The organism is Stenotrophomonas sp. C3(2023) (assembly GCF_032911385.1).
In the GTDB taxonomy this organism is placed as follows: domain Bacteria; phylum Pseudomonadota; class Gammaproteobacteria; order Xanthomonadales; family Xanthomonadaceae; genus Stenotrophomonas.
The window spans coordinates 578,009-599,693 of sequence record NZ_JAWJLO010000001.1 but is presented as its reverse complement, the minus strand read 5'-3'; the positions used below and the strand labels follow the sequence as shown (position 1 = coordinate 599,693).

16 protein-coding genes are annotated in these 21,685 nt (G+C 67.5%); 9 read left to right on the top strand and 7 right to left on the bottom strand.

Annotated features, from left to right (window positions below):
- Nucleotides 1-97 precede the first annotated feature (97 nt).
- From RZA67_RS02465 to RZA67_RS02440, 6 genes are all read left to right on the top strand, one after another.
- Nucleotides 98-787 carry a TetR/AcrR family transcriptional regulator gene (locus RZA67_RS02465; protein ID WP_317210945.1) on the top strand — a complete coding sequence of 230 codons (690 nt, stop codon included), beginning with the start codon at nt 98-100 and terminating at the stop codon, nt 785-787.
- Nucleotides 788-925: 138 nt separating this feature from the next.
- Nucleotides 926-1,573 (top strand): protein-L-isoaspartate O-methyltransferase, encoded by a 648-nt coding sequence (locus tag RZA67_RS02460; RefSeq protein ID WP_317210944.1) that lies wholly within the window; start codon nt 926-928, stop codon nt 1,571-1,573.
- 16 nt (nt 1,574-1,589) lie between these two features.
- Nucleotides 1,590-2,948 carry a TolC family outer membrane protein gene (locus tag RZA67_RS02455; RefSeq protein WP_317210943.1) on the top strand — a complete coding sequence of 453 codons (1,359 nt, stop codon included), beginning with the start codon at nt 1,590-1,592 and terminating at the stop codon, nt 2,946-2,948.
- A gap of 491 nt (nt 2,949-3,439) precedes the next feature.
- Nucleotides 3,440-4,105, top strand: a complete 666-nt coding sequence (locus RZA67_RS02450; RefSeq protein WP_317210942.1) for a hypothetical protein — start codon at nt 3,440-3,442, stop codon at nt 4,103-4,105.
- 64 nt (nt 4,106-4,169) lie between these two features.
- The gene (mgtE, locus tag RZA67_RS02445) at nt 4,170-5,555 is read left to right on the top strand and encodes a magnesium transporter (protein ID WP_317210941.1); all 1,386 of its coding nucleotides are present in this window, start codon (nt 4,170-4,172) and stop codon (nt 5,553-5,555) included.
- 30 nt (nt 5,556-5,585) lie between these two features.
- Nucleotides 5,586-6,314, top strand: coding sequence for an MgtC/SapB family protein (locus RZA67_RS02440; RefSeq protein WP_317210940.1), 729 nt, complete (start codon nt 5,586-5,588; stop codon nt 6,312-6,314).
- 40 nt (nt 6,315-6,354) lie between these two features.
- Here RZA67_RS02440 and RZA67_RS02435 read toward each other — a convergent pair whose 3' ends face one another.
- A complete protein-coding gene (locus RZA67_RS02435) occupies nt 6,355-7,314 on the bottom strand; it encodes a hypothetical protein (protein WP_317210939.1) in 960 nt (319 codons plus the stop codon).
- 112 nt (nt 7,315-7,426) lie between these two features.
- The gene (gene waaA, locus RZA67_RS02430) at nt 7,427-8,734 is read right to left on the bottom strand and encodes a lipid IV(A) 3-deoxy-D-manno-octulosonic acid transferase (protein ID WP_317210938.1); all 1,308 of its coding nucleotides are present in this window, start codon (nt 8,732-8,734) and stop codon (nt 7,427-7,429) included.
- Between the two features lie 71 nt (nt 8,735-8,805).
- On the opposite strand from waaA, the gene RZA67_RS02425 reads away from it, so the two are divergent.
- Nucleotides 8,806-9,723 carry an LpxL/LpxP family Kdo(2)-lipid IV(A) lauroyl/palmitoleoyl acyltransferase gene (locus tag RZA67_RS02425; RefSeq protein ID WP_317210937.1) on the top strand — a complete coding sequence of 306 codons (918 nt, stop codon included), beginning with the start codon at nt 8,806-8,808 and terminating at the stop codon, nt 9,721-9,723.
- Nucleotides 9,724-9,814: 91 nt separating this feature from the next.
- Here RZA67_RS02425 and RZA67_RS02420 read toward each other — a convergent pair whose 3' ends face one another.
- The 5 genes from RZA67_RS02420 to RZA67_RS02400 form a co-directional block, all read right to left on the bottom strand.
- Nucleotides 9,815-11,128 (bottom strand): O-antigen ligase family protein, encoded by a 1,314-nt coding sequence (locus RZA67_RS02420; RefSeq protein ID WP_317210936.1) that lies wholly within the window; start codon nt 11,126-11,128, stop codon nt 9,815-9,817.
- Nucleotides 11,109-12,224: a glycosyltransferase gene (locus tag RZA67_RS02415; protein WP_317210935.1), complete on the bottom strand. Its 1,116-nt coding sequence runs from the start codon at nt 12,222-12,224 to the stop codon at nt 11,109-11,111. Before RZA67_RS02415 ends, RZA67_RS02420 begins: the two co-directional genes overlap by 20 nt.
- A gap of 14 nt (nt 12,225-12,238) precedes the next feature.
- Nucleotides 12,239-12,436, bottom strand: coding sequence for a zinc-finger domain-containing protein (locus RZA67_RS02410; protein WP_317210934.1), 198 nt, complete (start codon nt 12,434-12,436; stop codon nt 12,239-12,241).
- An 808-nt stretch (nt 12,437-13,244) separates the two neighbouring features.
- Nucleotides 13,245-15,536 carry an NADP-dependent malic enzyme gene (locus RZA67_RS02405; protein WP_317210933.1) on the bottom strand — a complete coding sequence of 764 codons (2,292 nt, stop codon included), beginning with the start codon at nt 15,534-15,536 and terminating at the stop codon, nt 13,245-13,247.
- A gap of 229 nt (nt 15,537-15,765) precedes the next feature.
- Nucleotides 15,766-17,127, bottom strand: a complete 1,362-nt coding sequence (locus RZA67_RS02400) for a dicarboxylate/amino acid:cation symporter (protein WP_317210932.1) — start codon at nt 17,125-17,127, stop codon at nt 15,766-15,768.
- 332 nt (nt 17,128-17,459) lie between these two features.
- Here RZA67_RS02400 and RZA67_RS02395 point away from each other — a divergent pair, with 332 nt between their 5' ends.
- Nucleotides 17,460-18,620 (top strand): porin, encoded by a 1,161-nt coding sequence (locus RZA67_RS02395; RefSeq protein WP_317210930.1) that lies wholly within the window; start codon nt 17,460-17,462, stop codon nt 18,618-18,620.
- Nucleotides 18,621-18,730: 110 nt separating this feature from the next.
- Complete coding sequence (locus RZA67_RS02390) at nt 18,731-21,376, top strand: PAS-domain containing protein (protein WP_317210928.1); 2,646 nt, start codon at nt 18,731-18,733, stop codon at nt 21,374-21,376.
- Nucleotides 21,377-21,685: the final 309 nt, after the last annotated feature.

Below are 21,685 nucleotides of genomic sequence, written 5' to 3'. Positions count from 1 at the left end.
CCGGGTGACGGTGACGACGGCACGGTATGCCTGCCGGGATTTAGTGAACCCGGCGGTATAGTATAAATATCAAACCTGTTGGTCTAGTATTGCCCGGATGATGTGTCCCTTCTCCCGTAAATCTGCTGCAACGTCCGCCGGCAAGAGCGCCGGTCCCGGGCGCCCGAAGGATCTGGGCAAGCGCGCAGCCATTCTTGAAGCAGCCAAGGCGCTGTTTGTGGAGCAGGGATATACCGGCGTCAGCATGGACAGCATCGCCAGCCGGGCCGGCGTCTCCAAGCTCACCGTGTACAGCCATTTCGGCGACAAGGAGACATTGTTCACCGAGGCGGTGAAGAGCAAGTGCGAGCAGATGCTCCCGGACCTGCTGTTCGTCGCTCCCCCCGAGGGGCCGGTGCGTGAGCAGCTGCTGGGCATCGGCCTGGCCTTCTTCCAGATGATCACCTCCGAAGAGGCGGTGGCGGTGCAGCGGGTGATGATGGCGCCGGAAACCGACGAGCGGTTGCGCGCGATGTTCTGGCAGGCCGGCCCCCAGCGCGCCAACGACGCGCTGGCCAGTTTCCTGCAGCTGCGCGTGCAGCGCGGCGAGCTGGACATCGCCGATTGCCAGACCGCCGCGCTGCAGTTTCTCAACCTGGTCAAGGGGGAGCTGCACTCGCATCTGATGTGTGGCCGCCCGCCGGCACCGGATGATCAGCAAGGGCTGGCCCACGTGGCGGCCAGCGTGGATTTCTTCCTGCGCGCCTACAGCCCGCGCGGCGGTGCGGCCGGGCTTCCCGGGAGCTGAGCGACAAACCTGAACAGCCCGGAAGTTGCGATGACTTCCGGCACTGCGACCACGGCGGCCCAAAATACATGCTCTGGGCGCGCCGCCGGCCCCCGGCACCGGTAAAATGGCCGACTCACTGCGCTGGATTAGAACCTCATGACATTCGATTTCCCCCACGCCCGCGAACTGATGGTTGAACAGCAGATCCGTCCCTGGGACGTGCTGGACATCAAGGTGCTCGACGTACTGGCCCGCCTGCCGCGCGAGGAATTCGTGCCGGCCGCGCACCGCAAGCTGGCCTACGCCGACGTTGAACTGCCGCTGGGCCAGGGCCAGAAGATGATGAAGCCGGTCATCGAAGGCCGCACCCTGCAGGCGCTGGATCTGCAGCCGGGCGACGAAGTGCTGGAAATCGGCACCGGCAGCGGCTTCCTCACCGCCTGCGTGGCCGCGCTGGCGCGCGACGTGCTCAGCCTGGAGATCGACCCGGAACTGGCCGCCAGCGCGCGCGCCAATCTGGATCGCACCGGCCTGGGCAACAACGCCCGCGTTGAAGTGGCCGACGCACTGGCCTGGCAGACCGAGCGCCGCTTCGATGTGATCGTTGTCACTGGTGCGGTTGACCAGGTGCCGTCACAGTTCGCCTCATGGCTGCGTCCGGGTGGTCGCCTGTTCGTCATCCACGGCCGTTCGCCGGCCATGGAAGGCCTGCTGATCCAGGCCGACGGCAGCAGCGAATCGCTGTTTGAAACCGATATCGACTACCTGCGCGGTGCCGCGCCGGCCCCCCAGTTCCATCTCTGAGTCCAAGGAAGCCGCAATGATCCGCCGAACCCTCGCTATTGCGCTGGCCACCGCCCTGCTGCCGCTGTCCGCCCATGCTGCCGACCTGCTGCAGGTCTATGAAATGGCCCGCAATGGCGACCCGCAGCTCGCGGCCGCCGAGTCCACCCGGCTGTATGACAAGGAAGGCGCCGTGCAGGCGCGTGCCGCGCTGCTCCCGCAGATCAACGGCGTGGCCTCGCTCAGCCGCACCCGCAGCGAAGCCGACGCCTCCCGCAACAGCGGCACGTTCGAGTCGAAGAACCGGCGCTACACGCTGGACGGCTCGCAGACGCTGTTCAACTGGAGCCAGATGAGCACCCTGCGTTCGCAGCGTGACCTCAGCCGCGCGGCCGATTTCACCCTGGATTCGGCCAACGATGACCTGATCGTGCGCACCTCGGCGGCCTACTTCAACGTGCTGGTGGCGATCGAGTCGCTCAACGCCGCCCGGACCAACGAAGAAGCGGCGCGCAAGCAGTTCGACTTCGCCGACAAGCGGCTGGAAGTGGGTCTGGTGCCGATCACCGACGTGCATGAAGCACGTGCCCAGTACGACCAGGCACGGGCCAACACCATCGTGACCCAGAACACGCTGGCTGATGCCTACCAGGCCCTGACCGAGCTGACCGGCCAGCCGGTGACCAACCTGCGTGGCCTGCCGGAAGACTTCCGCCCGGCGGTGCCGGCCAACCGCGGCAACATCGACCAGCTGGTGCAGGAGGCGGTGACCCGGAACCCGGCGCTGAAGGCGCAGGAGCTGAAGGTCAGCGCGGCCGAATCCGGCGTGCAGGCGGCCCGTGGCGCGCACTATCCCACCCTGTCGCTGGGCGGCAGCTGGGGCAAGAGCGCGACCTGGGGTGACAGCGTCGGCGCAGGCTCGCTGAGCCCGGATGCGCGTACCAACAGCGTCGGTCTGACCCTGAACGTGCCGATCTTCTCCGGCGGTGCCACCCAGTCCGGCGTGCGCCAGGCGCTGGCCCAGCGTGATATCGCCCAGGACGGCTACGAGCAGCAGAAGCGCGCCCTGGACCGCAACACCCGCAATGCCTACCAGACCCTGGTGGCCGGCATCAGCGAAGTCGAAGCACGTCGCCTGGCGGTGGTCTCGGCGCAGAGCGCGTACGACGCCTCGCAGGTCGGCCTCGAAGTCGGTACCCGCACCGTGCTGGACGTGATCCAGAACCAGCGCATCCTGTTCTCGGCCCAGCTGGATTACGCCAACGCGCGCTATACCTTCCTGCAGAACCGCCTGCTGCTGAGCCAGGCCGTGGGCAGCCTGGACATCGCCGAACTGCAGGACATCAACCGTCTGCTGACGATGGATGCCGGCAACCCGAGCACCACCGTGAACTGATCGCCTGCGCGGTCTCATTGCTTTGGAAACCACCCGCTTGCGGGTGGTTTTTTTTTGCGTAGACCATTTATTCGGCCGGTGACGTGTCGCGTCTGGCCAATGCGCGGCGTCGACGCTGCGATGGTGATCGGCCCAGTGATGCGGAAATGGAATCCCGATAGACACAAGATTCGCTAAAGCGCGTTCGACTGAAACATACGCGCCGTTTTCAGCACTGCTGTGGCGGTATGCAGGACATGTCGGAAACGCCCCTTGAAGCCGCTCTGCGCCTCGCCCAACCTGCGCGCATTCCATCGCCCCGGAGGCACCTGCTTGGACAGTCATAGTCGATTCCGCTGCTGAGCTGGCCGATTCGCGACTTCCTGCAGGTCCCGTTCGTCCAGGACGGGAACACGCGCTGTGCGTCGCACAGCCGTTCTCTTTGACAGCACCGAAACCTGCTCCGCTTCCGCGCAGGTGCCGCTGGCGTATCCGCTCGTCTGGAGATACCCATGCGCGTTCCTCTGTTGTTCGTTCTGCTTCCCTTGGCCGGTCTGTGCTGCAGCCCGACCGCCCGTGCCGCCGCCAGCCTGCTGGTCAACGATGCCAGCATCACCCCCGCAGGCCGGTGCCAGCTTGAAAGCTGGGTGCGCCTGCACCACCGCAACGGCCAGGAGCGGGTCGCGGTGGCGGCCTGCACCTGGGCTGGCACCGAGTGGTCACTCGGCCTTGGCAACCACAGCGGCGAATCCACCCGCGATGCCGCCCTGGGCATCAAGCGGCCACTTCCCCTGGCCGGCACCTCACCGCTGCAGCTGGCCGTTGCGCTGGCCTTCGACCACGACCTGCACCACACACGCAGCCGCGGGCTGAGCCTGGGCCTGCCAATGAGCATCGCGCTTGGGCCGGCCAGCACCGTACACGTGGAAGCCGGGCTGCGGCGACAGCACGATGCACGTGGCTGGACGTTCGGCACTGGCCTGGAGCGGCTGCTGTCGCCGCGCTGGAGCGTGCTCGGCGAACTGGCGCGTGACGTCCACCGCGATACCCACGTGCAGTTCGGTCTGCGCAGGCAGCTGCCATCTGGCAGCACGCTGGACCTGCTGCACGGTCGTGCCCTTGGCGACGCCCGCACGCACTGGGTGACGCTCGGCTTGAATCTCGCGCTGCCCCACTGACCTGCCGCGCTACCGCCCTCCCCGCCGCCTTGGCGGCGACCGCCTCGACACTCTGGAGTGACCCATGAACCGTGAAGAACTGGTGTTCTACACCCGCACCCTGCTACTGCAGCCCGACCGTGATGATTTTGCCGCGCTGGTCCGCCGCGCCCATCCCTCCGACCTCACCGACGTCCTGCGTCAGGCGACGCCCGGCAAGGTGGCGGCCCTGTTGCTGCTGCTTGAGCCGCGTGTGCGGGCCGCACTGTTCGCTCACTTCGACGCTGAGCGCCAGGATCAGCTGATCTGCGCGCTGCCCCGAAAGGCAGTCTCCGAGCTGTTCGAACACCTGCCTGCCGACGACCGCGCCGACCTGTTCAACCGGCTGGACACGGCGACCCGGCCTGAACTGCTGGCCTCGCTGCAGCGCGCCGAGCGCGAGGACATCCTGCGCCTGTCTGCCTACCAGGAAGGCACCGTCGGGGCGGCCACCACCTCCGACTTCGTCGCGGTGAGCGCCGACATGTCGGTGGCCGATGCGCTGGCACACCTGCGCACCCAGGACGCGGACAGCGAAACCATCTACGTGCTCTACGTGCTGGACGAGCAGCAGCGACTGCGTGGCACCGTATCGCTGCGTTCGCTGGTGGTTGCCGAGCCCCAGGTGCCGCTGTCCGCGCTGATGCAGACCGAACCGGTGTTCGTGCGGGCGGGCTGGCCGGTCGCCCAGGCCGTGGCGTTGATCCGCCGCTACGATCTGCTGGCCGTGCCGGTCATCAACGGCGGTGAACGCATGATCGGCATCGTCACCGTGGACGACGCCATGGACCTGGACAAGGAACATGATGCCAACCAGCTGGCCCGCTTTGGCGGCGCGGCCACCACTGGCGGCAATGATCTGGACGTGACGCGCACACCGCTGCGGCGGCTGTTCACCGTGCGCCTGTTCTGGCTGGCCATGCTCACCGTGTTCGGCATCATCACCAGCACGTTCGTCGCCGCCCAGGAGGAGCTGCTGTCCAGCGTCATTGTCCTGGCTGCTTTCATTGCACCGATCGTGGACATGGGGGGCAACACCGGAAGCCAGTCGGCCACGCTGGTCATACGCAGCATGGCGCTGGGCGAGCTCGGCATGGGCTGGCGACATGTGTGGTTCGTCGTCCGCCGCGAGCTGCCGGTTGCCGCAGGCCTGGGCGTCACCATTGCGGTGCTGGAGGCCGTGCTTGCCTTCTTCAGCAAGGGCGTAGGCGGCGACGTACTGATGGTGGTCGGCTTGAGCATGCTGGTCTGCACCGCACTGGGCGGGGTCATCGGTGCGTTGCTGCCATTTGCGGCGCGTCGCATCGGTGCCGACCCGGCCACGCTGTCCTCGCCGCTGATCACCTCGATCATGGACCTGCTGGGTGTTTTCATCTACTTCGGCTTTGCGTGGCTGCTGCTGGCCGATCAACTCCGCGGCGTCGCATCCTGAGCCGCCCCTTCGAATGGCGAGGAGCCGCCCATGCAGCTTTTCAGTGGAATGGACCCGCTGGCCGCGCTCGAAACCTTCAGCCGGCTGGCGCTGGCCTTCGTGCTCGGGGCTGCCGTCGGCCTGGAACGCCAGATCCGCCAGCGCACCGCCGGCCTGCGCACCAACGTACTGGTCGCAGCGGGCGCAGCGCTGTTCGTGGACATCGCCATGCGCTTCGAGGCGCAGCACGGCGGCGCTCCCGGTGCGCTGCAGGTGGTGGCCTATGTGGTGTCCGGCGTGGGCTTCCTGGGTGCCGGCGTGATCATGCGCGAGGAAGGCAATGTGCGTGGTCTGAACACGGCTGCCACGTTGTGGGGCTCGGCGGCCATCGGCGTGGCCTCCGGCACCGGCATGCTGGTCGAAGCCCTGCTCGGTGCCGCGTTCGTGCTGGCCGCCAACACCCTGCTGCGCCCGATCGTCAACGCGATCAACCGGCAACCGCTCGACGTCGGCTCGGTGGAAGTCACCAATACGGTCTACATCATTGTCGGCAAACAGCGCCAGCGCGCGCTGCTCACCGCGCTGGAGAACGAGCTGGATGCCTGCGACTACCCGGCCACCCACATGGCGGTACACGCCTTTGGCGAAGACGACGTGGAAATCGAGGCCACCCTGACCGCAACCTCGGTGGACGCCAGCGTGCTCGACGCACTGGTGCTGCGGCTGCAGCGCCTGCCTGCGGTGCGCCAGGCATTCTGGAGCCCGAGCACCACCGAATGAGCCGATGACCCGGCGATCGACGACCGCCGGGTTGTCGCGCTCAGAAACCGATGTTGACGGCCAGCTGCGGTGCCACGGTGTTGGCGGTGTTGCGGCCCGCCACCGGCACCTGCACGCCAGCGATGACGCCGACCGCATCGCTGAAGTGGTACTGCACCGCCGGCAGCAAGGAGGCACGCCATGAACGCAGCGGCGCATCAGCCACCACGGTGCCGTCGGCGTCCACGCCACTGAGGCGGGTACCGCTGTTGCGCTCATACATGGCCTCACCCACCAGCGTCCAGCGCGGGCTGAGGCTGTACTCGGCCGAGGTTGTGGCCACCAGACCGGCGCCGAGCGTGGCGCGGCCCCTGAAGCCCGTCGTGGTGCCGTAGACGCTGGCGCCCTGCACCTGCGCGTGCGCACCGGGCAGACGCCATGCCGCTGCCGCGCGCAGGCGCAGGAATCCGTCGTGCGCGTACATCTGGCTGTGCAGCGCCAACGTCGTGGTATCGGCACCACTGCCGTTGCCGCTCTGCTTTTCCGGCTGCAGCTGGTCATGCCGGCCGGTGGCCAGCCCGCGTCGCACCCCGGCAGCCACGCGCACGCGCGAGGGGCCGGCGCCGTCGTAGAGCCCGACCAGCGCACTGACCGTGCTGTCGCCCAGCGACAGGTCCCGGCGGCTGCCGTCCTGGGTCGTGTCGAAGGCACCGCGCACGGTGAGACCCAGCGTCAGCCAGTCGGTCAATCCGTACTGCATCGGCAGCAGCAGGCTCCAGCTGGTGGGGGCATCCACTGCGTGGCGGTCACCGCTGCCATCAAACACGCTCGACGTGCGCCCCGCCACCAGATAGGGCTCGATGTTGCCGGCGCCGGCCGGCAGCGTCGGCGCGGGGCTCGCCAGTGGACCGATGAAACGCGGGCCGCCTTCAGCGGCCGCTGCGGAAAAAACGCAGGCCAGTGCGCATGCACCAGCCAACAGACCCAGGGCGTGCGCGCGCACACCGACAGATTGCACCATTGCCAACTCCACGAATGCAGGCGGATGCCTGCCCGTGGACGCTACGAACGGCGCCCATTGCGTTGAATCGGATGCGGCCTAATTCAACGCAATGACATCGACAGTTGTCGTGTCAGGCGGGCGTTGCCACTGGCGGAGGCAACAGCGGCGCCACCAGCTGCAGCGTGCGTTGCAGCGCGCCGCGGCCGCTGCTGACCAGCGCGCAGCCTGCCTGTGCCATGCTCTGCCGCGCCTGCGGATCGTCCAGCAGATGCAGCAGGTGGTCACCGACCTGCTGCGCATCCTGGCCGATCAGCAAGGCATCGGCCTCCTGCATCCGTCGGGAGATTTCAGCGAAATTGTGCAGGTGCGGACCCGTAACGACAGCGGTTCCGACCGCGGCCGGCTCCAGCAGGTTATGCCCGCCTACCGACTGCAGGCTGCCGCCGACGAAGGCCACCTGGGCGCAGGCGTAGAACGCCATCAGTTCGCCGAGCGTGTCGATGACAAACACATCGCTGTCGGCCGCCGGCCACTGCTGCCCACGGCGTGTAGCCACCTTCCAACCCTGGTCACGGGCCAGCGCTTCCACGCGTCCGAACCGCTCGGGATGACGGGGCGCCCATAGCAGCAGAAGCTCCGGATGCTGCTGGCGCAGCCGTCGGTGCAGTTCGATGACCGCCGCTTCTTCCCCTTCGTGGGTGCTGGCGGCAATCCATACCGGCCGCCCTGCCGGTACCCGCGCATGGAAGGGCTCGACCACGGCCTGCACGTTGGGCGTGGCGATGTCGAACTTGAGATTGCCCAAGGCCTGCACCTGCTCCGGCTGCGCACCCAGCTGCACGAAGCGCTCGGCATCGGCCTGCGACTGCGCCGCCACGCAGGTCACGGTGCGCAGCGCGCGGCGGATCAGCGCGGCCAGCAGACGATAGCCACGCAACGAGCGCGCCGACAGGCGCGCATTGAGGATGTAGACCGGAATCTGGCGGCTGCGGCAGCCAAACAACATGTTCGGCCACAGCTCGGTTTCCAGGATCAGCGCCAGGCTCGGCTGGAAATGGCCCAGAAAGCGGTTCACGCTGCCCGGCACGTCGTAGGGCAGGTAGACGTGGTCCAGTGCCGTGCCCCACAGCGCCCGCACGCGTTCGGACCCGGTCGGCGTGATGGTGGTGATGACCCAGCGGATATCCGGACGCAGTGCGCGCAGCGCGTTGACCAGCGGTGCGGCGGCGTTGACCTCGCCCACCGACACCGCATGCAGCCAGACCCGCGGCTGGGCATTGGTGTCGGGGTAGGACGCGTAGCGCTCGTCCCAGCGCTGGAAGTACTCGCGGACCCGGAAACCGCGCCAGACCAGGTGATACACGGTGAACGGCAGCAGCAGGTAGAGCACGGCCGAATACAGGCCGCGCAGGATCCACTCGACAGGGTCTTTGCGCATGCGGCAAGGATACGGGAGGCACTGCGGAAAGACACGCGGCCCGAGGACGGCGGGATTGCTAGAATGCAGGCATGTCCGATGCTTCCACCGCCGTCCGTCCCTCGCTTGCCGACCCGCGCAACTGGCCGATGTTCGCCGCCATGCTCGGCGCCTTCGCCGTGGCCCGCCTGCCGTGGGGCCTGCAGCGTGCGCTCGGCCGCGGTGTCGGCACGGTGGCCTGGCGGCTGGCCAGCAGCCGTCGCCGCGCCGCCGAAGTCAATCTGCGCCTGTGTTTCCCCGAGAAGGATGAAGCCTGGCGCCAGCGCCTGCTGCGCGACAGCTTCGACGCCCTGGGTGTGGGCATCTTCGAGTTCGCCCGGGCCTGGTGGGGCAGCATCGATGCCATCCGCCCGAAGGTCCAGGTTGAAGGGCTTGAGCACCTGCAGCGGATGCAGGCACAGGGCCGCGGCGTGCTGCTGGTGTCCGGTCATTTCATGACCCTGGAGATGTGCGGGCGCCTGCTGTGTGACCACGTCGAGCTTTCCGGCATGTACCGCAAACACCGCAACCCGGTGTACGAGTGGGCGGTGAAGTTCGGCCGCCTGCGGTATGCCAAGGCCATGTATGCCAACGAGGACATCCGCGCCACGGTGCGGCATCTGAAGAAGGGTGGTTTTCTCTGGTACGCACCTGACCAGGACATGCGTGGCAAGGACACCGTGTTTGTCCCCTTCTTCGGCCACACCGCCGCCACCATCACTGCCACCCACCAGCTGGCCCGCATGACCGGCTGTGCGGTGATTCCCTACTTCCACCGCCGCGAGGGCGGCCGCTATTTTCTGAAGATCGGCGCGCCGCTGGAGGACTTCCCCGGCCAGGATGTGGAAGCAGACACCGCCCGTGTGAACGAAGCCATTGAACAGATGGTGCGCGAGGCTCCCGACCAGTACCTGTGGATCCACCGCCGCTTCAAGCGCCAGCCCGGCGGCCGCAGCAGCTACTACAGCTGACCCTCTCTCCACCTGGCGCGGCACCGTGCACCGCCGACAGGCTGCGCGATGGATGGGCCGCCGCAGGCGACGTCAACCAACCGCGCCCGGCCTACCGGTCGCGTGCCAGCAGACTGCCAGCGAAGAGCGCCGCCAGCAGCACCGTCACCCCACCCCAGAACGTCGAATAGAACGCCAGATGGGTGTTGAACGGGAACACCGTCACCGCCAGCGCCAGCATTGCCGGCCGCGCACGCTCGCGCGCCGCCGCCGGGGCATACCGCCACGCCCGCCAAGCCTGCGCCGCAGCCGCCAGCCACAACAGCAGGCCCAGCACGCCCGTCTCGGCGAGAATCTCCAGCACGATCTGATGCGCATGCAGGGCCGGGCCAGGACCCCACTCGCCCGGCGTATCCGGCTGCGGGTCGCAGCCCGGATACGCTTCGCGGAAGCCGCGCGCACCCACACCATTGACCGGGTGGTGCTCGATCATGCAGCCGGCCGCCATCCAGATCCGGCCCCGGCCCGACAGGGCCTGGTCAACGCCGGCCCGGTCGCCTTTCAAGGCCAGCGCCGTGCGCTGCACGCGCTCGCCCAGCGCTGGCACGGTCAGCGCCAGCGCTACCGCACCGGCCAGCACCGCCGCGGCCAGCAGCAGCATCTGGCGCATGCCCAGCACGCGCCAGCCGCTGTAGGCCACGACCAGAGCGAAGGTCAGCCAGGACGCCCGCGAGCCGGCCAGCAACAGCACCGTGGCCAGCACCAGCACCGCCAGCAGCCACGCCGCGCGGCCGAAGCGCTGCGCCAGCGGCAACAACAGAAATGGCGACAGGCTGGCCAGCACCTGGCCCAGCTTCAGGTTGCACGGGCCGAGCACACCGCCCAGGCGGCCGACCGCATCCATATCCGCCGGTGCGCACAGGCCATGGCCGCTGCCGAGCTGCTTGAGCTGGTCCAACGACCAGAACAGCGGACTGGTGCCAGCTACCGCCTGCACCAGCGCATCCAGCGTCCATATTGCGGTGATGACGCCCAGGCCCTGCAGGGTCAGGCGGCGTCGCCCGGGCTCGCCCACGGCGATGGCCACCAGCCACATGAAAGGTAGATAGCGCAGCCCGGCCGCTGCCTTGCTCCAGGCCGTGCCCGGGTCCACCGCATCGATGACCGAGAAGGCCTGCGGCAGCCAGAAACCCAGGAACAGGATGCTGGTCAGCGCCCAGGCGGCGGGGGTCAACAACCGGGGCTGACCACGCATCCGGCGCGCCACCATGCGCGCGGCGGCATACAGCGCGCCCAGCACCAGTACACCTTCGGCAACGCCCGGCAATGGCCAGAACACCACGAAGGCGAGCACCCACCAGGGTGCCCAGTACCCGGCGCGGTCGTCGGCGCGCGGCAGGGGGGCGTCAGCCGGCGAGGTTGGCATAGAGGCGGAGGGTGTCTCGCTGCATGGCTTGCAGGGTAAAGGGAATCTTCGAGGGAAGCGCGGGCGGCGAGGCCAGCAGGGCCAGCGCGCGTTCACCCAGCGCGGTGGCGTCGCCCAGCGGCACTGCGCCGGAAGGCTGCAGCTGGCGCAGCAGTTCGCCCGCGCCACCATGATCCCAGCCCAGCACCGGGCGCCCGACCGACAGCGCCTCCACTACCGTGCGGCCAAAGGCCTCGGGCTTGTCGGAGAGCTGCAGGACCAGGTCGCTGGCCGCGTAGGCCTCGGCGATGCGGGAGATCGGTGGGCTGATCCGCAGCGCATCGTCAACGCCCAGCTGGCGCGCCTGTTGGCGCAGCTCCTGCAGGTACGCCTCGCGGCCGGGTTCATCGGCCCCAAGCATCCACAGCTGGGCTGGTACACCTGCACGGTGCAGGTGGGCGAGCAGGCCCAACGCATGCGCATGGCCTTTCAGCCGGGTGCCGCGCCCGGGCAGCAGCAGCAAAGGGGCCGTTACCTGGCCGAGCCACGGAAATGCCTGCGCCAGCGCGTGTCTCGGCCGTCGGTCGGTGCGTCCCACTCGCGGGAACTGTGCGGTGTCCACACCGCGCGGAATCACCTGCAGCCGCTCCTCGGGGACGGTCGGATAATGGCGGCGCACAAACGCGCGAACGGTCTCAGATACACAGATCACCCGTTCGCCGCTGGTCATCACCGCGCTGTAGCGGCCCGGCGAATTCAGGCCGTGCACGGTGGTAACCCAATGCGGGCGCTGCGCGGCGGGCATCGCGCGCAGCGCATGCAGCCCCAGCCAGGCCGGCAGCCGCGAGCGGGCGTGGACGATGTCAGCGCCGATCTCGGCGAACAGGCGCCGCAGCGTGGGCAGGTGACGCAGGGTCAGCAGCGATTTGCGGCCGATGTCCAGCGTCAGGTGTTCCGCGCCGCTGGCCAGCAGCGGCTCGACCAGCCGTCCACCGGCCGACACCACCAGCGCACGGTGGCCTGCGTCGACCAGCGCCGCGGCGATCTCAAGGGTGGAGCGCTCGACCCCGCCGGAGTGCAGCGCCGGCAGCAACTGCACCACGGTCAATCGGCGCATCGGCAGATGCCCGCTCAGTCGGCCAGCACGAACACGGCGCCGCAGTAGGCGCACCTGGCTTCGCCGTTGGGCTCATCCTCGATCGGCAGGTAAACCCGCGGGTGCGAGTTCCACAGCGCCATTTCCGGGGTCGGGCAGCTCAGCGGCAGGTCGCGGCGGTGCACGGTGTAGCGCTTCTCGGCGTTGGCGGGCGCGGTGGCGATGTGGCTCATGGCGGTGTCAAGGAAGGAATTGCGAGAAGCGCGATTCTAGCACCTGCGGGAGGGTGCGGCCCGGGGGGGCCGGCGGCGAACGGAAGAGCCCCTCGCGGCTGGCAACCGCGTGCATGTGCGCGAGGCCGGGCGGGTGGGGCGTGCGGGGGACGCCGCAAGTACATCCATGTAGGCTTGTGTCCGCCCATCCAGGGCTCCCACACCCCCGCAAGCCCCACCCGCCCGGCTTGGACAGATTGCGGGCGCGCCAGCCGCGTGGAAAAAGGTAAAGATCAAAAGCAACGGCAGATGCAACCGCAACGGCCGAGCCGTTTCTGCTGTGCGCTGTCTGCTTCTGGTTTTGGTAGGTGACGACCGTTGGTCGTCACGCTGTTGCCGTAGTTTCTGCTTTCTCTTCCTTCTCAAAGCGGCTGGCACAGGCCTTGGCCCGGAGAGGATTCACGGCGTCCCCCGCAAGCCCCACCCGCCCGGCCTCGCGCACACACACGCAGTTGCCAGCCGCGAGGGGCGGTGGCGTTGGCGGCAAAAAACGTGCCCTGAAGAGCGCGCTCGTCGAAGTAAAGAGCAGAAACAACGGCAACAGCGTGACGACCAACGGTCGTCACCTACCAGAAGCAAGCCACAGCGAACTCCCTCTGGATGGGCGGACACATGCCTCCAGGGATGGATTCACGGCGTCCCCCGCACGCCCCACCCGCCCGGCCAATCCGACCAACCCAGCCAGCCGCGAGGGGCTGCGCCGTTGGCGGCGGCAAAAAAAAACGCGCCCCGAAGGGCGCGCTCGTAACACTGGAACCATGAGGAAGACTTACGCCTTCTTCTCGGCTTCCAGCTGCTTGCGGATCTGCGCATCCACCGCCGCAATCGCGGTCATGTTCAACACCCGGCGCGCGGTGGCGCTGGTGGTGAGGATGTGCGCCGGCTTGTTCACGCCCATCAGGATCGGACCGATCGCCACGCCATCGGTGAACACGCGCACCAGGTTATAGGCGATGTTGGCCGCTTCCAGGTTCGGCAGCACGAACAGGTTGGCACGGCCCTGCAGGGTCGAGCCCGGCAGCAGCTTCTGCCGCAGCGCTTCGTCCCATGCGGTGTCACCCTGCATCTCGCCGTCCACGTTCAGGCGCGGGTTGCGCTTGAGCAGCATCTCACGGACCTGGCGCATCTTCACCGCGTCCCTGGAGTCGTGGCTGCCAAAGTTGGAGTGCGACAGCAATGCCACCTTCGGCTCGATGCCGAACAGCTTCATGCGGTAGGCCGCCTGCAGCGTCGCCTCGGTGATCTGCTCGGCGGTGGGATCTTCCTGCACGTGCGTATCTACGAAGAAGAACACGCCCTGCTGGTTGATCACACCGGTCATCGCCGAGGTCGAGGTGACCTTCGATTCCAGCGGCAGCACGCTGCGCACATAGCCCAGCTTCTTATGGAAGCGGCCGACAATGCCGGTCAGCAGCGCATCGGCTTCGCCGCGCGCCACCATCACCGCGGCAATCAGGGTCGGGCGCGAGCGCATCAGATTCTTGGCGGCGGCCACGGTGACGCCGCGGCGGCCGGTCAGCGCGTGGTAATACTGCCAGTACTCGTTGAAGCGCGGATCATCGTTGATGTTGGTGACTTCGATGTTCTCGCCGATCTTCAGGCGCAGGCCCAGGCGCTCGATGCGCGCCTCGATGACGTCCGGGCGGCCAATCAGGATCGGGTGCGCCAGGCCTTCATCGACCACGTTCTGCACCGCCTGCAGCACCACTTCCTCTTCGCCTTCGGCATACACCACGCGCTGCTTGTCGGTGCGCGCGCGGTCGTAGACCGGCTTCATCATCAGGCTGGTGCGGTAAACGAACTGCGAGAGCTTCTGCCGGTAGGCGTCCATGTCGGCAATGGGGCGCGCGGCAACCCCCGAATCCATCGCGGCCTGGGCCACGGCGGCCGACAGCTCCACCAGCAGGCGACGGTCGAACGGACGCGGAATCAGGTACTCACGGCCAAAGCTCGGGGTGTCACCGCCGTAGGCCGAGCCCATGTCAGTGGCGGCGCGGCGCGCCAGTGCGGCAATGGCGCGCACGCAGGCGATCTTCATTTCCTCGTTGATCGCGGTGGCGCCAACGTCCAGCGCGCCGCGGAACAGGTAGGGGAAGCAAAGTACGTTGTTGACCTGGTTCGGGTAGTCCGAACGGCCGGTGCCGATGATCGCGTCCGGACGCACCGCACGCACCTGCTCGGGCATGATTTCCGGGGTCGGGTTGGCCAGCGCGAAGATCACCGGGTCCGGCGCCATCGTCTTGACCATCTCCGCGCTCAGGATGCCCGGTGCCGACAGGCCCAGGAAGATGTCCGCGCCCTCGACGATCTCGGCCAGGGTGCGCTTGTCGGTATCACGCGCGTAGCGCTGCTTTTCCACGTCCAGGTCGGTGCGCCCGGTATGGATGACGCCTTCGCGGTCAAAGGCCAGGATGTTCTCCGGCTTCAGGCCCAGCTGCACCAGCATGTTGACGCAGGAAATGCCCGCCGCACCCATGCCGGTGGTGGCCAGCTTGACCTCTTCGATCTTCTTGCCGGTGATGGCCATGGCATTGAGCACGGCCGCACCGACGATGATCGCGGTGCCGTGCTGGTCGTCATGGAACACCGGAATCTTCATGCGTTCACGCAGCTTGCGTTCGACGATGAAGCATTCCGGCGCCTTGATGTCTTCCAGGTTGATGCCACCGAACGTCGGCTCCAGCGAAGCGATGATGTCCACCAGCTTGTCCGGGTCAAGCTCGTCCACCTCGATGTCGAACACATCGATGCCGGCGAACTTCTGGAACAACACGCCCTTGCCTTCCATCACCGGCTTGCCGGCCAGCGGACCGATGTTGCCCAAGCCCAGCACGGCGGTGCCGTTGGAGATGACCGCAACCAGATTGCCGCGCGCGGTGAGCTCGCTGGCCTGCTGCGGATCTGCCTTGATCGCCTCGCAGGCGTAGGCAACGCCGGGAGAATAGGCCAACGACAGATCACGCTGGGTCAGCATCGGCTTGGTCGCGGCGACGCGGATCTTGCCCGGCGGCGACATGCGGTGGTAATCGAGGGCGGCCTGTTTGAAATCTTCGTTGGACATCGACTGGGACACATGAATGGGCGAGAGGGACAGGGGATCATACCCCCGTTGAGCGGTGAGGACCTGTCGCGCGGCTGTCGCTGGCGTGCTGCAGGCGCACAATCCCGTGGCGTATGTAGCCTGCCGGAAGAGGCCTGGCGGCGCAGTGCAGCGCCGTGCAGCGAGGTCCTTGAAACCGACTGCGGGGCGGGTCATCGCTGACCAGCCCCGCAGATGAAACATGTTGAACTCAGGCGTTGCCGGCCTGTGCGGCAGCCACTGCCGGGGCTGCGGGAACCGCATCGACCGGGAGCGGCAGCTCGCTTTCGCGGCCATCCAGCGCCAGCTGCAGGCGCCTGCTGTCCAGCGCACCTTCCCAGCGGGACACCACCACCGTGGCCACGGCGTTGCCGATGAAGTTGGTCAGCGAGCGGCATTCGCTCATGAAGCGGTCCACGCCGAGGATCAGCGCCATGCCGGCCACCGGTACCTCGGGCACGACCGCCAGGGTGGCTGCCAGGGTGATGAAGCCGGCACCGGTAACACCGGCGGCGCCCTTGGAGCTGAGCATCGCCACCAGCAGCAGGGCGATCTGGTGACCCAGAGTCAGCTCGGTATTGGTGGCCTGGGCGATGAACAGCGCGGCCAGGGTCATGTAGATGTTGGTGCCATCCAGGTTGAACGAATAGCCGGTGGGCACGACCAGGCCGACCACCGACTTGCTGCAGCCGGCACGCTCCATCTTCTCCATCAGCGAGGGCAGCGCCGACTCGGAGGACGAGGTGCCCAGCACCAGCAGCAGCTCGGCCTTCAGGTACCGGGCCAGCTTGAACACCGAGAAGCCGCAGAAGCGGGACACCGCACCCAGGATCACGGCCACGAACAGGAACGCGGTGAGGTAGAACGAACCGACCAGCCAGGCCAGATTGACCAGCGAGCCCACGCCATATTTGCCGATGGTGAAGGCGATCGCACCAAAGGCACCGATCGGGGCGGCCTTCATCAGGATGTGCACGAGCTTGAACACCGGAGCGACCAGCGCCTCCAGGAAGCTCACCACCGGCCGTCCCTTCTCACCGACCATGGCCAGCGAGATGCCGAACAGCACAGCCACGAACAGCACCTGCAGGATGTTGCCATCGACGAAGGCGCTGACCAGCGTCTTGGGGATGATGTCCATCAGGAACCCGACCAGGGTCAGGTCATGGGACTTCTGGACGTAGCTGTTCACCGCGGTCTGGTCGAGCTCGGCCGGGTTGATGTTCATGCCCGCGCCGGGCTGCACGACATGGGCCACCACCATGCCCACCACCAGTGCCAGCGTGGAGAAGAACAGGAAGTACACCATGGCCTTGACGAACACCCGACCCACGGTGCGCAGCTGGGTCATGCCGGCAATGCCGGTGACGATGGTCAGGAAGATGACCGGCGCGATGATCATCTTCACCAGGTTGATGAAGGCATCCCCCAGCGGTTTCATCTTTTCACCGGCCAAGGGGTCGTAATGACCCAGCAGGGCGCCCAGAATGATGGCGACGATGACCTGGAAATACAGCTGCCGGTAGAACGGCATTGGGGCGGCAGGAACCTTGGGCGCGGCAGGAACGTGCATGGGCGGACTCCGGAAGGGGCGGATGACGCCAACAGCGCAGTACGCACGCGGTCCGGCATCGGATGGCGCCTTTGTACGCCCGCTCAGCGCCCGTGCAGATAACCTATTGGTACTAACGCGCCGGTTCAGCAAAGCCGCTGCAAATACACTGGGGCCGTCACATCGCCCCGAGCCCGGCTCTGCCGGTACCATGTGCACCCCGTCGTCGCCTTCAGCGGGTGCTCTGGCGACCGATATAACGAATCCATGACGTCAGCCTCCGGCCTCGAGCGACTCCGCGCCGCGGTCCGCTGACCTTCCCCCGGCAATCAAACGTGAAGAGACTGCATTCCATGCGCATCACCCCCACCCTGCTCGCCCTGGGCCTCGCCGCCACCCCGCTGCTGGCCTCGGCCGCCGACTGGGACAACTGGCCGACCAAGGCGACCTTCGCCAACGGCACCGAACTGGCTGCCACCGGCAATATCGCCTATGACTGGAACAACTTCTCCGACGGCATCGCCAACGCCGACGCCGTGCGCCGCAAGGAATTCGGCGCCACGTTGAAGAAGAAGGGCGTGTACGACGCCATGGTGTACTACGACTTCCAGTCCGAGACCTGGCTGGACGTCTTCCTGCGTCTGGAAAGCAAGGCCCTGTTTGGTACCGACATCGGCCGCTTCCGCTTCGGCTACATCAAGACCCCGGTGGGCCTGGACAGCGTGACCAGCTCGCGCGCGGGCAGCCTGATGGAAGTGGCGCTGCCGGTGCAGGCCATCTACGCCGGTCGTCGTACCGGTGTGGAATGGTCGATGGAGCGCCCGGCCTACCTGCTGCAGGCCGGCGCGTACGGCGGCAAGGATCTGCACGGCGACAACCCGGGCACCATGCAGGCGCTGCGTGCGGTGTGGACCCCGGTGAAGGCCGAAGCCAATGTCGTCCACCTCGGCCTGGCGCTGTCGCAGGAGAATCCGCGTGGCTGGCGCGATGGCCGCGATGTGCACCATGAAGCGACCGCGCGCCTGCGCGCACGCCCCGAAGCGGGCCTGACCGACCTGCGTTTCGTCGATTCCGGTGCGCTCACCACCGCAGACAAGATCAACCGTGTCGGCCTGGAAGGCGTATGGATCCGCGGCCCGTTCTCGGTGCAGGCCGAAGCCCTGCAGGCGACGATCAAGCGCGATGGCAAGCCGGACTTCACCGGCGAAGGCCAGTACGCGATGGCCAGCTGGGTCGTCACCGGCGAGTCGCGCGGCTATGCCGGCGGTGCCGTCTCCAACGTCAAGCCGGCCCGTGACTTCGGCGCGGTGGAACTGCTGGCGCGCTACAGCCGCCTGGACCTGGACGATGCCGATGTGCTCGGCGGCCGCCAGCATGACTGGACGCTGGGTGCCAACTGGTACCTGGGCAGCCACCTCAAGCTGCAGGCCAACTACGTGAAGGTCGATGCCAGCCGTCGCGGCATCAAGCGCGATCCGGAAATCTTCGAAGTCCGCGCCCAGGTCCATTTCTGATCAACCCACAGGCGTCGGCCGTGGCAGTGGCCGGGCCGATCGCATCCGGTGAGCGTCGCCGCGCCGCGCGCTCACCCGGCCGGCCCCGGCGCTGCAGCTGAGGGCTGTGCATGTACCGTCTGGGACGCTACCGCAAGCTGTTGCTGACCCTGCTGGTGATGCTGGGCGGCACGGTGCTGTGCGCGGTGGTGGCCGGCCACCTTGCGGGACGGCGCGCCATGGCCGCCGAGAGCCAGCAGGTGCAGCGTCAGCTGCGCCTGTACGCGCAGGGACTGCAGCAGCGTATCGACCGCTTCGGCACCCTGCCGCAGGTGCTGGCGCTGGACCCGGACCTGATCCGCGCCCTGCGCGAGCCCCCCGATGCTGCTGGCCGCCAGCGCCTCAATCTCAAGCTGCAGCGTGCCAACGAGGTCACCCGCACCTCCACGCTCACCCTGGTGGCGCGCAACGGTGTCGCCGTGGCCGCCAGCAACTGGAACGAGCCGACCACCAACGTCGGCGAGGACTACAGCTACCGGCCGTACTACCTGGAGGGCATGGCGACCGGCCATGGCCGCTTCTACGGCATCGGCATGACCACCGGCGTGCCCGGCTATTTCCTGTCGCACGCGCTGGAAGACCAGGACGGCACGCGGCTCGGCATTGTGGTGATCAAGATCGAGCTTTCGGCACTGGAACAGGAATGGCTGGCCAGTCCGGACCTGGTGATGGCCAGTGACAGCCACGATGTGGTGTTCCTGGCCAATGCCAGCAACTGGCGCTATCGCCTGCTGCGCCCGCTGGGGGCGGCCGAACGCGAGGAGCTGCGGGCCAGCCGCCAGTTCGGCAACCGGCAGCTGCGTCCTCTGCAGTCCCGTACCGAGCAGGTGCTGGACGACGGTGGCCGGTTGGTCCGCATGCTCGATCCTGCTTCGCCAGCGACGCTGCTCTGGCAGACCCAGGCCCTGCCCGAAGAAGGTTGGAACCTGCACCTGCTGCACGATGCGCAGGGTACCGTGGCGGTCGCCCGCAGCACCGCCATCGGCGCCGGCGCGGCATGGCTGGCACTGTGTCTGCTGGTGCTGCTGGTGCAGCAGCGGCGACGCCTGTCGCAGCATCGCCAGCGCAGCCGGCGTGAGCTGGAGTCACTGCTCAAGCAGCATGCGCAGGAACTGCGTACCGCGCAGGACGGGCTCATGCAGGCCGCGCAGGAGGCCGACCATGGCCTGAGCCGCAGTCTGGAACATCTGCCGCAGGGCGTGGTCATCATTGATGCGCAGCAGCGCCTGGTGGCCTGGAACTCACGCTACGTCGAGCTGTTCCGCTTCCCGCCCGGTCTGGTGACAGTAGGCACGCCGATCGAGGAACTGTTCCGCTTCAACGCTCGCCGGGGCCTGCTCGGACCGGGTCCGATCGAGGAGGCCATCGAGCGTCGCCTCAACCATCTGCGCAGCGGCCGGCCGCATATGCGTGAGAGCGAGAAGGACGACGGCACGGTGCTGGAAATACGTGGCAATCCACTGCCCGACGGCGGGTTTGTGACCAGCTATGCCGACATCACCAGTTACAAGAATGCCGCGCGTGAGCTGCGATCGCTGGCGGATGCGCTGGAGCATCGCGTCGCTGAGCGCACGCGCGACCTTGATGCCGCGCGCAACGAGGCCGAACAGGCAAACCGCTACAAGACCCGCTTCGTCGCCTCGGCCGTGCACGACCTGCTGCAGCCGCTCAATGCCGCGCGCATGTTCGTTTCCGTCCTGCGCGGCAAGCTGGTGGACCCCGGCCAGCAGCAGACCAGCGATCATATCGATGCCGCGCTGGCGGCGCAGGATGCGATCCTGGTCAGCCTGCTGGACATCTCACGGCTGGAATCGGGCAGCCTGCCGACACGCGTGAGGGCATTTTCGCTGGCACCGCTGCTGGAAACGCTGGCCCGCGAGTTCGGCATCGATGCGCAGGCACGGGGGCTGGTCATGCGCTGGGTGCCGACCACTGCGATCATCCGCAGTGACGAGGCCCTGCTGCGCCGGATTCTGCAGAACTTCCTCTCCAATGCCCTGCGCTACACCGAACGCGGACGCGTGCTGCTGGGCTGCCGCCGACGTGGCGACACGCTCTGGATCCAGGTGCACGATCAGGGCCCGGGCATCCCCGAAAGCCTGCACCGGGAGATCTTCGAGGAGTTCCGGCGCCTGCACGACGGCCAGGAACGCGGTGCCGGGCTGGGTCTGGCCATCGTCGAGCGCATTGGACGGCTGCTGGGCCACCGCATCGCGGTTCATTCCACGCTGGGCCAAGGCAGCGTTTTCGAGGTGGGCGTTCCGTTGGCCGCAGCCGCTGACCCCGTCGCGCCGCCTGCGGCGACGGAGCAGCAGCATGACAGCGCCGACGGGAATCCGCTGCAGGGACGTGACGTCTGGGTCATCGACGATGACGCGCACGTCATCGCCGCCAGCCGTGCACTGCTTGAACGATGGCGATGCCACGTCTCGCTGGCGGACGGGCCTGCCGCCGCGCTGGACGCCGCGGTGGCCGGCCACGCCCCGGAACTGCTGCTGCTGGATGTGCGGATGGGCGACCATGACGGCCCCGCCCTTTACGAGCGCCTGGCCGAGCAATGGCAGAGCCGGCCGCCGGTGATCCTGGTGACCGCCGAGCGGGACGACGACCTGCGTGCCCGCGCTGCCGAACAGGGCTGGGGCTTTCTATCCAAACCGGTGCGCCCGCCCGCACTGCGCGCGCTGATGAGCCAGCTGCTGCTGCGACACCGGCGATGAACACCGGACCGTCATCGTCGACCTGCCTGCAAGGCCCTTGGCAGGTGACGACCGTTGGTCGTCACGCTTCAACGGCGCAACCGTGCCGTGCGGCTGCAGAGCAGCGCAGGAGCTGCCGGGCAGAGCCCGGCACTACGGGCTGCGGGCAGCCGCGCCCTGGTAGGTGACGACCGTTGGTCGTCACGCTCCAGCGGCGCAGCCGTGCCGTCGGGACATACGGCGAGCGCTCGAGCAGAGGCGTGACGACCAACGGTCGTCACCTACCGACGCCAGTGTTACGCAACAATGCAGGCCGCGCTGCCTCGCAGG